The organism is Mycoplasmopsis fermentans PG18 (assembly GCF_000209735.1).
In the GTDB taxonomy this organism is placed as follows: Bacteria; Bacillota_I; Bacilli_A; order Mycoplasmatales; family Metamycoplasmataceae; genus Mycoplasmopsis; species Mycoplasmopsis fermentans.
In genome coordinates this window covers 19,168-37,906 of sequence record NC_021002.1, presented here as the reverse complement: position 1 = coordinate 37,906, position 18,739 = coordinate 19,168, and the positions used below count along the sequence as shown (strand labels likewise).

Genomic DNA, 18,739 nt, shown 5'->3' with positions numbered 1-18,739 from the left:
ATTTACCTTTCAAGTTCAAAAGATTCATTACTTACATTATTTATTTGTTCTTGATTGCAAGGATTAAAGTCATATTCAAAATAATTTTTTAATGCATATGCTTTAGTTGCAAAATCTAAACATTCTTTTATTTTTTTATTGTTGACATAATAATTTAGAAAAGCTGCCACAAAGGAATCGCCCGACCCAATTGGATAAATTGGTTGATATTTTATTGATTCAGATTCATATATTTTTTTATTAGAAATAGCTAAGGATTTTATATTAGCAATTTGTTGGCTAATAACCTTGTTTGGTGAAATTATCAATTCGATATTTTTGTATTTTTTATCTATTAAACAGGTTAATTTGTCAAAATCTTTTGCACTTATTGAACTATTACTTTTGCAATAATTTTGTTCTGAAATTCAACCAAAAACAATATCAGACAAATTTAAAAATGGATCAATTTCTTTTTTAAAATCAGCATATTTGTTATTTCATAAAGTTGGTCGATAATTGATATCTATAACAATTTTTTTGTTTAATTTTTTAGCTTTTTTTAATATTTCTAAAATATAAGAATTTAATTTTTTATTAATCGAAATTGTTATTCCGCTGAGATAAATATAATCAATATTCGCTAGCAATTTGTCATTAAAATTTTGAAAATCTTTGATTAATTTATAGCATGAATTATCACGATCATAAATTACTTTGCTGCTAATAAATTCATTGCCTTTGATAACATTATAGAGACCAATTCTTTGATTTTCATAAATCATAAAATTTTGTTTAATATTGTATTTATTCAAGTGGTTTAAAATGTCTTGATAATAAAAACTTTCTTTATTTAAAACACTTAAATATTCAACATCATTGCCTAATATTGATAAACTAGTTGCTACATTTAAAGCGTCTCCGCCAACATAATATTTAATTATGCTTTGACTGTTGTAATAATCTTTTTGATGTCTTATTAAAGTTTCGCCGATACATAATATTTTAGCCATTTACTATTTTTAAATATTTCTTAATACTTTCAAGTTTTTCTTTTTCACTTTGTCCAGCTAACAAGTTAGAGCCAACACTTATTGCTTTAGCTCCTGATTTTAGTCAAGCTGCTGCATTATCCAAATTTACTCCTCCACTTGGCATCAATTCCAAAAATGGAAAAGGTTTAAGTAGACCGCTTATAAAATTTGGACCAACAATTTCACTTGGAAAAACTTTTAGTAATTTACTACCTTGTCTATAAGCACTTATTGCTTCTGTTGGCGTCATAACACCAGCTAAATAAGGTATCTCTGATATTTGCGAAACTTCGTTGACTGAATCACTAAAGTGTGGACTAACTAAAAATTTAGCTCCACTTTTTACTGATTTATAGGCATCTTCATGACTTACAACTGTCCCAGCTCCAATTAAGACTTTTGATTTAGAAAATTCTTTAATAAGCTTCAAAGCTTCAGGTGTGGTTAAAGTAATTTCTATTATTTTAATTCCACCTTTTATGCATGTTTCAATAGCTTTTTTTGCTTCTTCATAAGAGTTATATCTTATTACGGCAATTAGTTTTTCTTTTTTAATTAAATCTAAAGCACTTAACGACATAAGAAACCACCATCAACAGGAATTATTGCTCCTGAGATGTAGTCACTTGCTTTAGAACACAAGAATACAACAGCACCGGCAATTTCTTCTGGTTTTGCTCAATGACCTGCAGGAATTCTTTCTAAAATTGATTGATTTCTTTTAGCGTCATCTCTTATTGCTTGTGTATTTGCTGTTTCTACATAACCTGGAGCAATTGCATTAACTTGAATGTTATATTTTGCAAGCTCAGTTGTAAAAGCTTTTGTTAATCCTGCAACTGCATGTTTAGAAGCTGTATAAGCTGGAACTAATATTCCACCTTGGTATGAAAGCATTGATGCAATATTTATAATTTTTCCATAGCCTTGCTTTTTCATTATTTGAGCTACTTTTTGACTTAAGAATCAAACAGCATTCATATTTATATCAATAACTTTATTTCAAGATTTTTCACTAAATTCCAATATTGGTTCACGAATTATAGTGCCAGCATTGTTTACTAGAGCATCAATATGTTTGAATTTTTTAATAGCTTCTTCTATTAATTTATTTCTATCTGCTTCTTTAGTTAAGTCACCTTGAACAAGCAATAATTCTGTTTTGTTTTTAGCACAAAAGTTTTCTATTTCTTTTGTATTTGTGTCAAAATGACTAATAACTAATTTGGCGCCACAATTTGATAAAGCTTTAGCATAAGCTAAACCTAATCCCATGTTTGCACCTGTAATAATAACAACTTTGTCCTTAACTGAAAAATAGTCTTTATTAAATTTAAAATCCATGATAGTCTCCCATTATTTTTGTTTTCTTTGTTCAATCTTTTTTGCAATATCCTTGTCAAAGAAACCAAGTATTGCACTTTTGTTAACTTTGATAATTACATTATTTTCTTCATTTATTCTCATATTAAAAGTTTCGTCGCCACTAGAATTTACATATGTTCCATAAATTCCATTTTGAAGTAAAACTTCATGACCACTTTTAATATTCTTAACTAGTTCTTTATGTTCCCTTGCTATTTTTTCATCTCTTTTCTTTTTTAAAATAGGCAAAATAACTGTTACAACTATTATTTGTAGAATAAATAAACCTAGTAAAATAAATAAAACAATTTTAACTGCTAAATCCATAATTAAGCTCCTGTGATCATAATGTATTTATCTAAATTTTTTTTCTTTTCACCTATAAAACAGATTATTTCGTCAAATGATTTGAATTTTATTAGTATAACTTTAAAAGCAATATCCATAATCATAGGCATTCCTGCACCAGCAATAACTATTGCATTTTTCTTTTTAGTTTTTTCAATAGTTTCAACCGCTAGACGATGCGGTGATCCGCCTGGTAAATCCGCAAAAATGATTATATTTTCACATTTTTCTAAATATTTTTCTAAATCATTTTTAAGTTCATCTATTGAATGATCATTATCTATATATTTATAATCAATGTCTTCTTCAATACCACTAACAAATTTAAGACCTTCAACAACAACTCGGGGAAATTGTGAATGTCCTATTACCAAAATTTTTGTTTCCATTAAACACCTAAAATTCCAAATACTCCAGCAGTAACACCAACTAAAATAGTTACTACAATAACTTTATATGGACTTCATTTATATTTAGTTACCATAAAGTAAATAAAGATAACTCATATTCCTGAAGCAAATAGTGGCATAATGTTGTCTAAAATATTTTGAATTGAAATAACTTGTTCTTGAAATCCTGATGCACCTGCATCAACACGTTGTGAAAATTGTAAAGTAAATTTAACTTTTGTTAATCTTAATGCAAGAGCTGAAATAATTGTTACCCCAAGCATGCTAGCAATTTTAATTATGCTTTGCATGTGTTTAGATAATTTAGCTATTGCAACTTCACCTAGTTTGTATCCTAAAATACCTAAAGTTAATCTGATTGTTATTAATGTGATGTTCATTCCTACTATAAAGATAATAGGTCCTAGTATATTTCCGCTTTGAGCAAAACCAATTGCTATAACAGAAAATAAAGGATAAATTGCATATTGTGTTAATGAATCCCCAATACCACTCAAAGGTCCCATCAATGACATTTTTATAGTTCTTGCATCTGCTCAACTTGTCCCATTGTTTAAAAGTTGAATGTGAATTGAAGTTATAAGCGGAATACATTGAGGGTTAGTATTATAGAATTCTATATTATTTAGTAAAGCATCTTTGAATTGTTGAGTTCCATAACCATAAATTTTCTTTAAAGCAGGATAAATTATGTTGGCATAGCCTAAACCTTGAAAGTTAGCATAGTTAAAGCCTGATTGAAGAAAATAACTTCTTAAAGCAACAATAATGTAAGTTCAAATTGAAAGCTTTTTAGTTTGAGCTTGATTAACTTGCACAAAATCTTTGTTATTAGATTCCATCTTGTTGACCTCCCTTGTTATTTTCATTATTACTGCTTGTGTTACTTATGTTTCGAGCTACTCCAGCTGCTTCTTTAATACCTGCTAATTTTTTTATTGATATTATGATCAAGACAAAAGCCATGGCAGTAAGAGCAAGAGCTAATACCGAGAATGCTTGACCTGTGATTTTTGAAATAACTTCAAATACCAAAGCTAAAAAGTAACCTAATAAAGCAAAACCAATATATTCTTTTTTGAGCATAACTTTTAATATTAAAGCAAAACCTAAAGCAGGAAGCATACCACCAGCAACTCTTAATCCGGTTCTTAATCAATCTGGAATACTGCTTGAGAATCTAGCTATTCCATTAGCTGAAACACCAACTAATAAACCAAATCCAAATGTAATGATCATCAAGACTAAAATAGTTACATGAGATAAGAATTTAAAAGTTTTAAATTTGCCTTTTGTAATTTGTTTTTTGGCTATTTCACTTATCGGTGACATTAATGTGAATAATAATGTTGTTAATAATTGCATTAAGATTCCCACTGGAATTGAATATCCAATATAAATACCAGCATCCCCAATTGAAATAGGTTGTGCGCTTCCGTGTTTTTCAACAATTGCAACAACTGTGGCAAAAATACCTGGTGCAATTGGATCTGGCGGTCTAACACCACCTTGTGAAATACCAAAGCCTAATCAAACAGTTTGACCAGCAGCTCCAACAATAACAGCGGTTTGAATATCCCCTAAAATTATTCCAACACCTAAAGCATAAACTATTGGTGTTGCTGTATAGGTCCCCATCATAGTACCTGTTATTGCTACCGCGGCTCAAACTCCGATAAAGATAGCTTGAATAATTGAAATTTCCATTTTGTCCTACCTAACTAATTAATTTATTTTGGTCAACTAAACCTTTAGTTACACCAGGAAGGCTTGCAGTATTAAACTTAATTCCTAAATCAATCATTTCTTTAATTTTTGCTTTTTCATCTTTACTTAGATTAACTGAAGGTGTAATTCTTACACGATCTTCTCTTGTATGAACATTACCAATATTTATTTCTTCAATTGGTAATTTTCCTAAAGCTAATTTATAAACATCATCGATACTTTTAACAACAATGTAAATTAATTGTCAATCAGCAGCTTTAGGTCAAATTTCTATTAATTTATCAACTGAATAAAAGCTACATCTAACCCCTTCTGGTACAGTAACTTTCATTAATTGTTGTTGAGTTTCCGAAACTGCTGCTTCATCGTTAGCAACAATAACTGAGTTTGATCCATTTACTTGCATTCAAATAGATGCTTGTCCATGCATCAATCTTTCATCAACTCTACATTGAACAATTTTTGCCATAAAATCTCCCTTTTATCAATAAGGATTTCAATCCTTTTTATATAGTCTCATTAGTGCTTCAAAGTAATAATAATCACCTCAAATATTTCCTTCATCAACACCTTTTTTTGAATGTCATGAATAAACTCCATGCAATAAAATTGGTGTTCCAGGTTCAATTTTTTTATTGTGATATTTATTAATTAAATTTCTTAAAATTAAATGAGCTGATTTTTCGTATAAATCTGTTTTATAGTCTTTTTGAGTAATTTTAAGCATTTCTAAAATACCACAAACTGCTATAGCACTAGCTGATGAGTCGCGTGATTGATCTGCCTTTTCATTAAAAATTAAATCTCAGTAACAAACATAATCATCTTGAGGCAAATTATTTAAAAATTGATTTAACACTTTTTGATAAATTTGATAAGCGTTTTTATCTATTTTTGAATTATTTTTTGCATATTTTAATGTAAGTGGAATTCCATATATACCTCACGCTTGTCCTCTTGCTCAGCAAGAGTCATCACTATAACCTTGTCTAGTTTTACCACATAAAGGTTTGTTTGTTTTAGCATCAAAAAAGTATGTATGATATGTTGTTCCGTCTTCTCTTATAACAGTATGCAAAGAAGTATTAAAATGATTTAATGCTTTATCGAAATAATTTTTTCTATCATAATCAGAAGCTCAATATAATAAAGGAATATTTAATAAGCAGTCAATAATTAAACGATAATTATCATTTGCCCCAATATTTCCTCAAGCTTGTATAAATTTGCCTTTTTCTTGATATCTACTTATAAGATTATCTGCAGCTAAAAGAGCAGCCTCTTTTGCTTCTTGATTTTTAGTTAATTTATATGCTGCAACACAACTTGGTGAATACAAGAATCCCATGTCATGATGATCAACCAATATTTTTTCTTTAATTCTTTTTTTGTATCATTTGACATGCTCAAGTGCTAATTCTTTATATTTATTATTATTAGTGTATTCATAAGCTAATCAAAGAATTCCTGTTCAAAATCCATCTGTTCATTCACTAGAATAAATTTTTTGATATTTATTATTGAATGTGTTGGCAATCATAAATTCTTTGCCAAAATAATCAATATTTTGATCAACTTGCTTGATTATTAAATCAAGAGCTTTTTTAATTTCTTCTTTAGTTAATAGTTTTGTATCATTGAATTCTTTTTCATAGATTAATGAATTATTTAGATTTCTAAACACTATTTTAGATCTATTGTTTTAACACCTTGCATATCTGTATAGTCAAGATTTTCTCCACCCATTGCTCAAATAAAAGCATAGTTACTTGTTCCTACTCCTGAGTGAATACTTCAAGGAGCCGAAATGACAAATCCTTCATTTTTAACAACTAAGTGTTTAGTTTCTTGAGGTTTGCCCATTAAGTGAATTACTCTTTGACCTTCTGCTACATCTATATATAAGTAGCATTCTGTTCTTCTTTCATGTGTATGACATGGCATTGTGTTTCACATATTGTTAGGTTCTAAAATTGTAAGCCCCATTAATAGTGAATTTGTTTGACATACTTTTGGATGAAAATATTGGTAAATTGTTCTAACATTACTTTCAGCTGGTGTTCCTAATTTATTTGGAATTGCATCTTTAATATTTACTTTTCTAACTGGTAGTGGTTTAAGGCCTTGAGTTGAAAAGAAATAAAATTTTGCAGGTTTTTTACTATCAGCTGATTTAAAAATAATTTTTTTGTTACCTACAGGTAAATATAAACCATCTTTATTTTCTAGTTTTTCAATTCCATTGTCAAATTCAATATAACCAGTATTGCCAATGTTTATAATTCCTATTTCTCTTCTTTCACAGAAATATGGTGCAGCAATTTCTTTTGCTACTTCATCTAAATTTAAACCTTTTGATGTAGGCGTTGCACCACCAACAATTATTCTGTCATAGTGAAGATATTGAACATTAAGCTTTCCGCTTTCAAATAAATCTTCAATTAAGAAATTACTTCTCAGTTCTTCTGTTGTCATTCTTGATGTTTCATTTGCTGAAACTGCATATGTTGTTTTAAATCTCATAATATCTCCTTAAATTCCGTCTTCATAAGTTTCTTGTTCAGAAACAACTTCTTCTTTTTTCTTAAAGCTAATAGCCTCTTTAAGTTTTTGGTTATCTTCTTGTATTTTTTTCTTGTTGTCTTCTAAATCAGCAATAACCAATTTCTTTTGAACTTTTGGAACATACGTAACTGTTAAAAGCACAATTATGATTAATGCAATAAAAGTGCAAATATAGTTAATGATATTTAAACTTAAAGTGCTTCCAACAACTATAAAAGCAATAGCTGCATAAGCTTTATTTTTATTACCACTTTTAGCTATAGCGAATTCTCACAAAACTCATCCGATTGCAAAAATAGCTAATGAAAGTCAAGCAAAATTACGGTTGTAATTATTACTTAATCTATCTAAAAGTATTTTTTGACTATGATTTTCAAATTGACCTGTTTTTAGAAAATAAATTCCAATTAGGCTACCAGCTAAGAAAATAACAATAGTCATTTTTAAGTATTTAACTAATTTTTCTTTCACTTGCCCTCCTCAACTTTATTCTATCAATATATATATTGACCTCTTTTTTCTAGGAATTTAATTTCAGTAATGAAATATAAAAAGTCAAAAAATGCAAAAAAATATGAAAAAAACCGAATTTTTTTCACTATTTTTGAATTTTTTATTCACTAATTACTTATTTTTATTGTCTATTAAGGTTTTGGCGTAGATATAAATTATATCTATGAGCATAAATAAAGACAATTTTGACACAATATCATAATTAAAGTTTTTTTGTGCAGGAATATAATCATAAATTATTGGTGAGGTGCAATTTGCATAAGAAACATTTTCGTTTCTTGTCAATATTTGAAAATTAAAATTGCTTTTATCTAGTATTTCTGCAGCTTCTTTAACTTCATGATTTTTAAATGATTTAGAAATAATGATATAAAAAACATCATCTTTATTTGATTCATTGTATGCATCCTTAAAATCATGGATCGAATTTATACATACAGAAATTATTCCAATTCTTGTTAATTGCTTGGCTAAATAAGAACCTATAATTCCACTAGTACCTATTCCAAAAATAATTAACTTTTTGTATTTGATTAAATTATTAACAAGTTTTTCAATTTGAATAGTTTCTATTGTATTAAAACCTGCTTTTGAAATATTTTGATATTGTTGAAAAACTTTTAAAATACAATCTTTTGCATCTTTTATTTCATCAATTTTATAGGTTTCGTTTGGTAAAAATTGCTCCACTTTACGTGCAACATAAATTTGCAATTCACGATATGATTCAAAACCTAAAAATTTTGTAAATCTAGATAATGAAGATTGAGATACATAAATCTTTTCTGTAATTTGATGTTGAGAGCAAGCTAAAAATTCATGCGGATTTTCTTCAATTCATTTAATTAAATAAGAATATGTATCTTTATAATTTTCTACTAATTTTTTGTCAAATATCTTTATTCTTTTCATAATTTTATTTTATCAAATTAAAATAATCCAAAATCTAAATTTTTGTTTTTTAAATTTTGATTATTTATGTATTTTTCTAAAAAATATTTTGCAATTTATTTAAAATTTATATAAAAAGAGAGGTAAATTATGAAAAAACTATTTAATATTATAACTTCAGATGACATTAATGATGAAGTTGGTTGCGACATCATGGAAGAATATGAATTAGAAATGTATGAAGAAGTTAGAAATTATATAAAACGCGAAATAGGCAACAAAAAAACATCTAAAGTAGTGGCTTATCAACTTTGTGATTCAAAAGGTAAAAGTATTTGATATCTTAATTGAGCAAATAGTTTAACTATCAGAGAAGACTTTATTGAATTTCTAAATAATGAAAAAACTTTAAAAGCTGATTTAGGAAGAAAAAACTTTCAAATAGATATTCCACGTGTTAATGTAATTAGTGACAAGGATGTTGAAATTCATTTAATTCCAGAATGAACAGAACAATTATTTTTAGATTACACTTTTTATGAAGAAGATTTAAAAGAATTTGGTTCTTGATATTATGATCAACACAAAAAAAGTGAAACTAAATTTAATAGTGGACAAATTGCTAATTCAGAAATAAAAAAGCTTTTAAATTCTTACTTGAAATTAGAAGAAAACACATTAGACAAAATTGAATATAGTCATATAAAATGAGCAGTTCTTAATAAATTTGATAGTAATAAAGAAGCTAAATGTAATGAATTTAATACTGAATTCTTCATCAAAAACTTTAAAAAGTATTACACTCAAACAATTAATTGTATGAAAGAAATTAAACCTAAGGAATTATTCGACAAAGTTAAAGAAGCAATTAAAAATAAAGAAGTAGGTGACAAAAGTGACTATAGATATAAACTAAAAGGTAATTTAGCAAATATTAAATATGCCAGATTATATAAAGATTTAATGGATATAAATAATATGATTCTTGCTAATTTATGTGATTTAGTTAGAAATGAAGATATATCTAAAAGTTCTTTAGGTGGTAAACCTTGACATGATATGTTGTTTTATCTTAGTGAATTTACTGATGAGTCATTATTAATTTACTTTGTTTATGGCAATCCTTTTTATCGAGATTTATGATACAAATATGACCAAATTAATTATTTAGTTGACAATAATTTCAAATTTGATGATTATTCAAATGTTGAAATTAGAATGGACTGAATAATAGTTACCGGAATTATAAATTTAACTATTTTAAATTTCTTATTTTCAAGCCATTGACTAGTACCTAAAAAGGAAATTAGAGAACCTTTAGAAGACATAAATAATCAAATGTATTTAGATACTATTTAATATTTGATTTTTTACTAAAAAACCTATAAAACAGGTCTTTTAAATAAATTGAAACATAAAAAAAGATTACTCTTCATAGTAGTAAGAATAATCAATCCCCTTCATAAATAATTCGCGATCATTAATCTTATCGGTTAATGATTTTTTAATTAAATTTTTAATTTTTGTATCATCATAAGGGCTCTCTTGCATAGCTTGTAAATAATCAAATTTATTTATTAAACTTCAATCAACAACTTTTTGTAAATTCTTTTTTAGCATTAAGTCTAATCAAATTCTAGTACTTCGTCCATTGCCTTCTAGAAATGGATGCGCTATATTCATTTCAATATATTTATCTATTATTTGCTCCAAATTACTTTCGGGCATATTTTCAATATTTTTAAGTGTTTCATTTAAATATGTAGAATTAGCAAATCTGAAGCCACCTTTTGAAATATCTTTTTTTCTAATTTGACCAGCAAAAGAATAAAGACCACCAAATAAATAACCATGAATTTGCATTAAACTTTTAGTGGTGCCTATTTCTAATTTATCTTCTATTATTAAGTCAAATAAGTTATAAGCCTTTATTTTACTTTTTTGATCTATTGAATTTTTCATATATTTATTTTATCTTTTTTTAAATTGAATAAGAAAAAAATGAACTGGTTAGTGTGGCTAACCATTTGATGTTTTTGTTACTATAAAATAGAAAATTTCAAAAAAATAATTTAAAACAAGTTATTTTATTACAAAATAAAAAGTTTTTTTGTGTTGATAATTTTGTATATTCTCTTTATATTTTAAATGTTTTAATAAAATTATCATTCTAATTTTGTCCTTTAAATGATAAAATTATATTAATAATAATACTTCTTATAATTATATATTATAGGAATTTATTTAAATGAGGTTATTAAGATGAATAAAAAAAATACTATAAATGAAGAAGAAGTAAAATTACGTTTTATAACACCAGCTTTAGAAAGAGCTGGTTGAGATAAAAATTTCATAAATATGGAATATTATATTTCTGCTGGAAAAGTGATTTTCGAAAATGGTGAGGCTAAAAAACTAAAAGCAAAAAGAATTGATTATTTGTTGAATTACAATGGAGATGGTTCACCGCTCGCAATTATTGAAGCAAAAGGTGAAGATCATAAAGAAGGCGACGGATTACTCCAAGCTCAAAATTATGCTAAAAGGTTGGGCGTTCGTTTTGTTTTTACATCAAATGGTAACAATTTTCGATTTTATGATATGAAAACAGGAATAGAGAAAACAATAGGGTTAGATGAATTTTTCACGCCCGATGAATTATTTGAGATGACATATGGTGAAGAAATCAAGGAAAATAAGGCTTTAGAAAAAATAATTTCCACTCCTTATTATTATGGACAAAATTCTCATATTCCTAGATATTATCAAAAAAGAGCCATAAATGATACAGTAGACGCTGTTGCTAAAGGAAAAGATAGAATTTTACTAGTTATGGCCACTGGCACAGGTAAAACATATGTTGCTTTTCAAATAATCTGGAGATTGTGAAAATCTGGTTTAAAAAAGAAAATTTTATATTTAGCTGATAGAAATATTTTGATTGATCAAACTATAATAGGGGATTTTAAACCTTTCAAAAATAGTATGGTTAAAGTTTCAAAAAGAAATATGGACACATCTTATGAAATTTATTTATCTCTATATCAACAATTATCTGAAAATGGCTCCGAAGATTCACTCAAAAAATTAAAAGAAAGCTTTAAACCAGACTTTTTCGATTTAATAATTGTTGATGAATGTCACAGAGGTAGTGCAAGTGAAGATTCTAAATGAAGAGAAATATTAAATTATTTTGATTCTGCTACTAAAATTGGATTAACTGCAACTCCTAAAGAGACTGCTGAAGTATCAAATATAGATTATTTTGGTGAACCAATTTATACATATTCACTTAAAGAAGGTATTGAAGATGGTTATTTAGCTCCTTACAAAGTTGTTAAATTTGGTATAAATACAGATGTTTTTGGCTATAGACCAGAAAAAGATAAAAGAGATAAATATGGTGAAATAGTGGAAGACAATGAATACAATGTAAAGGATTTTGATAAAACTATTGTAATAGAAGAAAGAACAAAGGAGGTAGCTAAAAAAATTACCGATTATTTAAAATCAATTAACAATAGATATGCAAAAACAATTGTATTTTGTGACGACATAGAACATGCTGAGAGAATGAGACAAGCTTTAGTTCACTACAATAGTGATATGATGGCCAAAGATCATAGATATATTGTTCGTATTACTGGTGACAATGAAGAAGGTAAAAAACAATTAGATAATTTCATTGATGATAATGAGCTATATCCAACAATAGTTACAACCAGTGAACTTATGACTACAGGTGTCAATTGTAAATTGTGTCGTGTTATTGCACTTGATAATACTTTTGGTGAAAATGGTATGACTAAATTTAAACAAATAATTGGCCGAGGCACCAGAATTAAAGAATTTGATGATCCTAAAGATAAACATAAAAACAAATTGTATTTCACTATTTTAGACTTTAAAAATGCTACTAAATTATTTGCTGATCCTGATTTTAATGGCCCAGCAATCCAAGAAGAATTTTTTAATCCTGAAATTCTTAGAAATAAAAAAGCAAAACAAGAAACAAAAAAAGAATATGAATTAGTTGATGAGGGATTAGTCTGAAAAGAAAACTCAGAACAAAATAAAAGCAATAGAAGAAAGAAAATATATGTTAATGGTGTAGATGTTGAATTAATCTACAAAAAAGTAAACTATTATGATGATGAAGGAAAATTAATTATTGAACCTATTGAAGATTTTGTAAAAAGAAATGTTTTAAAAAACTATAACACTATTCAAGATTTTGTTAAATATTGAACTAGTAATAAAACAAGATCTACCATAATTCAAGAATTAATGAGCAAAGGCATTTTAATTGAAAACTTAAGAAATATTTATCCAAGAGATTTTGATGATTTCGATTTAATCTGTAGCATTGCATATGGATCAAAATTACTAAAAAGATCTGAAAGAGTAAATAATAAAAAAGTTGTTCAAATAATAGAAAGACAAAATGTTGAAACATGTAGAAAAATTTTACAAATTCTTATAAATAAATATCAAGAAGAAGTCATTGATGAATTAACAGATAACAATAATTTGAGATTAAAAGAATTTGAACAATTTGGCGGTCCTTTAAAAATTGCTAAACTTTTTGGTGGAAAAGAACAATATATTCAGACTGTTAAAGAAATTCAAAAAGCACTTTATATAGTATAAAAAAGGAGAATTGGCAAAATGGCTATTGGAAATTTAATTAAAAGAATTCAAGATATTATGAGAAACGATGCAGGTGTTGATGGCGATGCTCAACGTATTAGTCAAATGACTTGAATGTTTTTTCTTAAAGTATATGATGCAAAAGAAAGAGAATGAGAATTCATAGATAAAGATTATAAAAGCTTAATACCAAATGAACTAAAATGAAGCACATGAGCAACTGATGATCATAGCAACAATGTAATTACAGGCGAAAAGCTATTAGATTTAGTTAATAATAAACTTTTTCCTTTTTTAAAAGGAGAAACTGTTACACTGAGCAATGGCGAACAAGCTTTTTATGGAATTAATGAACATACTATTTTAAAACAAAAAATTGCAAGATTTGTCTTTGAAGATGCACAAAATTATATGAAGGACGGTGTTTTATTAAGACAAGTTATTAATGTAATTAATGAATTAGATTTTGCTGACTATAAAGAAAAACATGAGTTTGGTACTATATATGAAACTATTTTAAAAAGCTTGCAAAGTGCTGGAAATGCAGGTGAATTTTATACACCAAGAGCAGTAACTGATTTTATGGTTAAAATGATTAATCCAAAATTAGGAGAAAAAATTGCAGATTTTGCTTGCGGAACAGGTGGATTCTTAACATCTTCATTGAAGCATTTAGAGGATCAAAAGAAAACAGTTGAAGATGAAAACTTATATGATAATTCAGTCTATGGCATTGAGAAAAAACCATTGCCATATCTTTTATGTATTACTAATATGTTAATTCATGATGTAGATGAACCAAAAATATTTCATGATAATTCTTTAGAAAAAAGAGTACAAGATTATACTGAAGCTGATAAATTCGACATTATCTTAATGAATCCCCCATATGGTGGTTCAGAAAAAGAAGCTGTAAAAAATAATTTTCCAGCTGATTTAAGAAGTAGTGAAACTGCAGATTTATTTATGAACGTTATTATGTATCGTTTAAAGAAAAAAGGACGTTGTGCAGTTATATTGCCTGATGGTTTTTTATTTGGAGCAGATAATGCAAAAGTTGCAATAAAAACTAAATTATTAAAAGAATTTAATTTACACACCATTATTAGAATGCCGCATAGTGTTTTTGCTCCATATACTTCAATAACAACAAATATTTTGTTTTTTGATCACACTCATCCAACTGAAGAAGTTTGATTCTATAGAATGGATATGCCAGAAGGATATAAAAACTTTTCTAAAACGAAACCAATACAATTAGAACATTTTGATCAAGTCATTAAATGATGAGATAATAGAGAAGAAATAATAATTGATGAATTCCCAAAGGCTAAAAAATATTCAAAACAAGAAATTATTAATAGAAATTATGATTTAGATTTATGCCAATTTCCTCATGAAGAAGAAGAAATATTAGAACCAATGGAACTAATCTCTCAATATCGAGAAAAAAGAAAAACTTTAAATGATGAAATAGATAAAATACTAGCAGAAATAACAAGGATTTTAAATGAAGATTAATAGACTTACAGCAGAACAATTGAGAAAATCTATTCTTCAATTGGCTATTCAAGGAAAATTAGTTAAACAAGATCCAAATGATGAGCCTGCTAGCAAACTTATTGAGAGAATTTATCAAGAAAAACAAAAATTAATTAAAGAAGGAAAAATAAAGAAAGATAAACAAGAATCTTTCATTTTTAAAGGTGAGGATAATCATTATTATGAGAAGATAGGCAAAAATATTAAAGATATTACTGAAGAATTGCCTTTTGAAATACCAGAGAATTGAATGTGAGTAAGATTAAAAAATATTTCAATTATCAATGGAGGATTTGCTTTTAAAAGTTCAGAATTTGTGTCAAAGGAAAATGGTATAAGAATATTAAGAATATCTGATTTTGATGAACGTGGTTTAAAAAATAACAATATTGTTTATTATAAATATGAAAGTAAAATGTTTGATTATTTTTTAAATAATAAAAACATTGTTATTTGTATGACAGGTGGAACAGTTGGTAAATCTTTATTAATTAAAGAATTAAAAGAAAAAATTCTTGTAAATCAAAGAGTTGGCAATATAAAAATATTAAATGAAATGTTACCTGATTATGTAGATATTGTTATGAAAAGTGAACTAATATCAAAAATTATCAGAAAAAATAAAAATTCTACAAATGATAATATTTCAATAGAGCTCATAAAATTGTTTTTTATTCCAGTTCCCTCTATTGAAGAACAATTAAAAATTATAGTTAAATATAACAAATTGTTAACACAATTGACATTATATAAAAATATATTCCCTTATATATTCCTACTATATATTCCCGTCAATATCTGGTATTTAAGATTTTTAGTGAACAAAACAATTCACTTTTCAACTTTATTTTATATCAAAATTTTAAATATGTTAAAAAATGTTAAATTTCTTTGAATTTTCACTCAGTTGACTCTTTTCATGCAATTAGTCCTTGAAAGGCCTTAGATCTTAAGAATGAATGCAAATTCTTCAATTCTAAAGCTTTTGGTTTGTTTAACTTAACTTGAATATAAATCTTCTCATTTCCTTTTGTTGCCACTATATCAATTTTATATATGCCATCCATTTTAAGATTTGTTCTCTTAGCTTGGTAACCTTTAGCTTTTAGAATAGACAATAATTCTTCTTCTCTTTTATAATTAATAAATGAATGATAAAAAAGAACTTGATAATAATTTTTAAATATATCAGGTTGGTGGCTATTAATTTTGGTTAAATATTTACCAAGGGCAAGGCAAAAAACTTTTGATTTAGCTTCTTTTCATTCTTCAAAGCTTTTAGGTTTTAATTTATTTAATTCTCTCTTGATATTAAAATTAAGATCTTTATAGCTTGGCATTTTCATAGTTAAATTATAACGTGAAAAATTTTCATAAATTTATTTGACATTGTTATATATTCCCGATATAATAAGTGTGATAAGTAAAAACCTGCAAACTTTTTACTAATCACTAAATTTATTATTTTCATAATTAATAATAAAGAGTGAGTGGGTTTTGAACTCACTCTTGTTTTTACTTATCATTGTCTGTTCGGTTTGAACAAAATAAAAAGGCGGTTATTTGCCTTTAATTGAACACCAAACAACCGCAAATTTATTATATATTAAAAAAGAAAGAAAGGAAAATAAAAATGTTAATAAGTGAAAAAGAATATTTTGAAAGAAATGGTATGAAATTTCTAAAACAAACAGAACAAAGAATAGATATTGTTGAAGAAAGATTATGAAAAAATATAAATTCTCTTTCTAATTTAAGAGGAGCTAGAAAAGCTCAAAAAGAAAAGAAAATACAAGAATTAGAAGCAGAATTAAAAAGTTTAAAGGAAACACAAGATAAAATCTATGAAAAATTTAGAAAGTATCCAGATTTATAAAATAAAGAAAGGAAAATAAAAATGTTAATTTCAAGAGAAACATTTAAAAATTGTAGTGACAAAGATTTAAATTATTTGTGAGCTTTGGTTAGTGATATGTCAGACTTACCATTAAGTTATGATATTAACAAATTAATGAGTTGTGTCAATTCTTCTAAACATGGCTGCAGTCATTTAATGACTCATATACAATTTATAGAGTTTTGATATAAAGAAATAAGAAGAAAAATAAAATACTATCTTACTTGAATTAGCAATATGATGGAATTATTTAAATCAAATTTCCTATTATATTTCATAGTAAGAGAAATGAAAATAAGATTAAAAAACATTAAGCTATGTGTTAAGTCTTACAAAGCTAACGAATGAAAATTTGACAATTTAAGAACTCCAGTACAAGTGCAAGTATTTGAAGATTATTTAAATATGGTATATACCGCAATTGATGGCAAATTGAAAGAAAGGGAAAAGGCAAATGATTAAATTTGAAAAGGAACTATTATGTTTGAAAAAATAAAAATGAACAGATGGCGTTGCCGTTGTTGTCAAACATTAACAAATGACAAAAAAAGAGAAGTTTTTAATTACAAAAATGAAGAATATGTGTTCCCTTATTTTTGTCAAAAATGTTGTCAAAGATTAATTAATTGAATAAAAATACATAAATAAAATTAACTAAAATAACTGTTTTATAGTTGTTTTAGAGAAAAAGGAGTAATCATGTTTTACAAAAATAAAATTGTTTTAAATAAAGAAATTGACTATGTTAAAGTTTACTTAGATCAATTTAAAATCTTAGTTGAAAGAAAACAAAAAAGTAAAAAAACTTTTCAACATTATTTAACTTTATTGAAAAGACTTAAAAGATTTGGATCGGTTGAAGAATTACTAGACCAAATGAATCATTATTTAGCTTCTTCAAATTGAGCAGAAAACACTAAATATAGTACAAGATTAGTTTATGCTACTTTTATCAAATGATTATCAGAATATACAGGAGTTTATATCAATACTAAACTAGACTTAGATTCATTTAAAAAAGTTGGTGGAACTAGACAAGCATATAGTATGGAAGAATATTTAAAAATATTCAATTATGTTGAATTATGGGGAGATCTTAAATTCAAATTAGTATTCCAAATTTTAGCTATTACAGGAGTTAGAATTGGAGAACTTGCAAATGTTAATTGAACTTTATTAGTTAAAAATAATTTCACTCAAAGAATTGAAACAGAAAAGAAAAATAACACTAGACTTTTCACAATTCCAAAACCTGAAACAAATCATTATTTTGCAAACTTAAGACAAGACATTATTGACAATATTGATTTCTTTAAAAAAGGTTTAAACATTAAAACCATTCAAAATAAATTCAATTTATTTAAACATTATGTTCATGAATTAGAGCCAGAATGAGGCATAAAAATCTCTGCTCACATGTTAAGACACTTCTTTATTGTTAATGCTCATTTAAACATTGGAAGAACAGAAGAAGTTGCAAAGCTTGTTGGTCATGTTAACTCACAAACAACAGCAACAACATATTTAAACTTTAGCAATGTTGCTCTTGAAAATATTATGGAACAAGCTCAAATGGAAAATGAAAGTGCTTTTGACTATTCAAAAATTAAAATTAAATATAAAGAACTAAGCGAAGAAAATGCTCAACTCAAATTAACAATTAGTGAACTAAACAACCAATTAGACAAATACAAAAAAGTTTTAGGTGAAACAAAAGAAAATGTTAATTTTACAGAAGTATTAAATAGCAATATAAGTAAATTAAAAAATTTAATTAAAAATATTAAGTAATAAAAACAAATGGCGACTGCCATTTG

Annotated in this window: 22 protein-coding genes; 8 read left to right on the top strand and 14 right to left on the bottom strand. The window is 26.3% G+C overall.

The genetic code is table 4. The features are described 5' to 3' along the window. Window positions 1–2 precede the first annotated feature (2 nt). The 12 genes from MBIO_RS00185 to MBIO_RS00130 form a co-directional block, all read right to left on the bottom strand. The gene (locus MBIO_RS00185; protein ID WP_013354713.1) at window positions 3–992 is read right to left on the bottom strand and encodes a PfkB family carbohydrate kinase; all 990 of its coding nucleotides are present in this window, start codon (window positions 990–992) and stop codon (window positions 3–5) included. Further along, window positions 985–1,593: a bifunctional 4-hydroxy-2-oxoglutarate aldolase/2-dehydro-3-deoxy-phosphogluconate aldolase gene (locus MBIO_RS00180; RefSeq protein WP_013354712.1), complete on the bottom strand. Its 609-nt coding sequence runs from the start codon at window positions 1,591–1,593 to the stop codon at window positions 985–987. The genes MBIO_RS00185 and MBIO_RS00180 overlap by 8 nt, the downstream gene beginning before the upstream one ends. After that, entirely contained in the window at window positions 1,584–2,357 is a 774-nt protein-coding gene (gene kduD, locus MBIO_RS00175; protein WP_013526961.1) for a 2-dehydro-3-deoxy-D-gluconate 5-dehydrogenase KduD, read from the bottom strand. Before kduD ends, MBIO_RS00180 begins: the two co-directional genes overlap by 10 nt. Window positions 2,358–2,369: 12 nt before the next feature. Continuing rightward, window positions 2,370–2,705 (bottom strand): preprotein translocase subunit YajC, encoded by a 336-nt coding sequence (locus MBIO_RS00170; protein WP_013354710.1) that lies wholly within the window; start codon window positions 2,703–2,705, stop codon window positions 2,370–2,372. 2 nt (window positions 2,706–2,707) lie between these two features. Beyond that, window positions 2,708–3,115 (bottom strand): PTS sugar transporter subunit IIA, encoded by a 408-nt coding sequence (locus MBIO_RS00165; RefSeq protein WP_041594167.1) that lies wholly within the window; start codon window positions 3,113–3,115, stop codon window positions 2,708–2,710. Next, complete coding sequence (locus MBIO_RS00160; protein ID WP_013526960.1) at window positions 3,115–3,978, bottom strand: PTS system mannose/fructose/sorbose family transporter subunit IID; 864 nt, start codon at window positions 3,976–3,978, stop codon at window positions 3,115–3,117. Before MBIO_RS00160 ends, MBIO_RS00165 begins: the two co-directional genes overlap by 1 nt. Then, a complete protein-coding gene (locus MBIO_RS00155) occupies window positions 3,968–4,843 on the bottom strand; it encodes a PTS sugar transporter subunit IIC (RefSeq protein WP_013354707.1) in 876 nt (291 codons plus the stop codon). Before MBIO_RS00155 ends, MBIO_RS00160 begins: the two co-directional genes overlap by 11 nt. A 10-nt stretch (window positions 4,844–4,853) precedes the next feature. Continuing rightward, window positions 4,854–5,333, bottom strand: coding sequence for a PTS sugar transporter subunit IIB (locus tag MBIO_RS00150; protein WP_013354706.1), 480 nt, complete (start codon window positions 5,331–5,333; stop codon window positions 4,854–4,856). A 12-nt stretch (window positions 5,334–5,345) separates the two neighbouring features. Continuing rightward, window positions 5,346–6,548, bottom strand: coding sequence for a glycoside hydrolase family 88 protein (locus MBIO_RS00145; protein WP_013526959.1), 1,203 nt, complete (start codon window positions 6,546–6,548; stop codon window positions 5,346–5,348). After that, on the bottom strand, window positions 6,548–7,387 hold the full coding sequence (kduI, locus tag MBIO_RS00140; protein ID WP_041594166.1) for a 5-dehydro-4-deoxy-D-glucuronate isomerase: 840 nt from the start codon (window positions 7,385–7,387) through the stop codon (window positions 6,548–6,550). The genes MBIO_RS00145 and kduI overlap by 1 nt, the downstream gene beginning before the upstream one ends. A gap of 9 nt (window positions 7,388–7,396) precedes the next feature. Then, the gene (locus tag MBIO_RS00135; RefSeq protein ID WP_013526957.1) at window positions 7,397–7,900 is read right to left on the bottom strand and encodes a hypothetical protein; all 504 of its coding nucleotides are present in this window, start codon (window positions 7,898–7,900) and stop codon (window positions 7,397–7,399) included. Between the two features lie 153 nt (window positions 7,901–8,053). Next, window positions 8,054–8,854 carry a MurR/RpiR family transcriptional regulator gene (locus MBIO_RS00130; RefSeq protein WP_013526955.1) on the bottom strand — a complete coding sequence of 267 codons (801 nt, stop codon included), beginning with the start codon at window positions 8,852–8,854 and terminating at the stop codon, window positions 8,054–8,056. 129 nt (window positions 8,855–8,983) lie between these two features. Between MBIO_RS00130 and MBIO_RS00125 the strand changes: the two genes are divergently transcribed. Beyond that, complete coding sequence (locus MBIO_RS00125; protein WP_013526954.1) at window positions 8,984–10,192, top strand: hypothetical protein; 1,209 nt, start codon at window positions 8,984–8,986, stop codon at window positions 10,190–10,192. Window positions 10,193–10,258: 66 nt separating this feature from the next. Here MBIO_RS00125 and fic read toward each other — a convergent pair whose 3' ends face one another. Beyond that, window positions 10,259–10,795 carry a protein adenylyltransferase Fic gene (gene fic, locus MBIO_RS00120; protein ID WP_013526953.1) on the bottom strand — a complete coding sequence of 179 codons (537 nt, stop codon included), beginning with the start codon at window positions 10,793–10,795 and terminating at the stop codon, window positions 10,259–10,261. Between the two features lie 300 nt (window positions 10,796–11,095). Here fic and hsdR point away from each other — a divergent pair, with 300 nt between their 5' ends. The 3 genes from hsdR to MBIO_RS00105 are packed head-to-tail and all read left to right on the top strand — an operon-like array spanning window position 11,096 to window position 15,971. Then, window positions 11,096–13,483, top strand: a complete 2,388-nt coding sequence (gene hsdR / locus MBIO_RS00115) for an EcoAI/FtnUII family type I restriction enzme subunit R (protein WP_013526952.1) — start codon at window positions 11,096–11,098, stop codon at window positions 13,481–13,483. A gap of 18 nt (window positions 13,484–13,501) precedes the next feature. Beyond that, window positions 13,502–15,004, top strand: a complete 1,503-nt coding sequence (locus tag MBIO_RS00110; protein WP_013526951.1) for a class I SAM-dependent DNA methyltransferase — start codon at window positions 13,502–13,504, stop codon at window positions 15,002–15,004. Further along, window positions 14,994–15,971, top strand: a complete 978-nt coding sequence (locus tag MBIO_RS00105; protein WP_015510658.1) for a restriction endonuclease subunit S — start codon at window positions 14,994–14,996, stop codon at window positions 15,969–15,971. The genes MBIO_RS00110 and MBIO_RS00105 overlap by 11 nt, the downstream gene beginning before the upstream one ends. Here the strand turns inward: MBIO_RS00105 and MBIO_RS00100 are convergent. Continuing rightward, window positions 15,907–16,371, bottom strand: a complete 465-nt coding sequence (locus MBIO_RS00100; RefSeq protein ID WP_013527137.1) for a restriction endonuclease — start codon at window positions 16,369–16,371, stop codon at window positions 15,907–15,909. The two genes, MBIO_RS00105 and MBIO_RS00100, sit on opposite strands and share 65 nt — an antisense overlap. 287 nt (window positions 16,372–16,658) lie before the next feature. Here MBIO_RS00100 and MBIO_RS00095 point away from each other — a divergent pair, with 287 nt between their 5' ends. From MBIO_RS00095 to MBIO_RS00085, 4 genes are read left to right on the top strand one after another with little or no spacing between them, the layout of a single operon-like run. After that, complete coding sequence (locus MBIO_RS00095; RefSeq protein ID WP_013526948.1) at window positions 16,659–16,901, top strand: hypothetical protein; 243 nt, start codon at window positions 16,659–16,661, stop codon at window positions 16,899–16,901. A gap of 21 nt (window positions 16,902–16,922) precedes the next feature. Further along, on the top strand, window positions 16,923–17,384 hold the full coding sequence (locus tag MBIO_RS00090) for a hypothetical protein (protein ID WP_015510656.1): 462 nt from the start codon (window positions 16,923–16,925) through the stop codon (window positions 17,382–17,384). 18 nt (window positions 17,385–17,402) lie between these two features. Continuing rightward, a complete protein-coding gene (locus tag MBIO_RS04855; protein WP_158304012.1) occupies window positions 17,403–17,570 on the top strand; it encodes a hypothetical protein in 168 nt (55 codons plus the stop codon). Window positions 17,571–17,621: 51 nt separating this feature from the next. Beyond that, complete coding sequence (locus tag MBIO_RS00085; RefSeq protein ID WP_013526946.1) at window positions 17,622–18,713, top strand: tyrosine-type recombinase/integrase; 1,092 nt, start codon at window positions 17,622–17,624, stop codon at window positions 18,711–18,713. The last annotated feature ends 26 nt before the right edge of the window (window positions 18,714–18,739 follow it).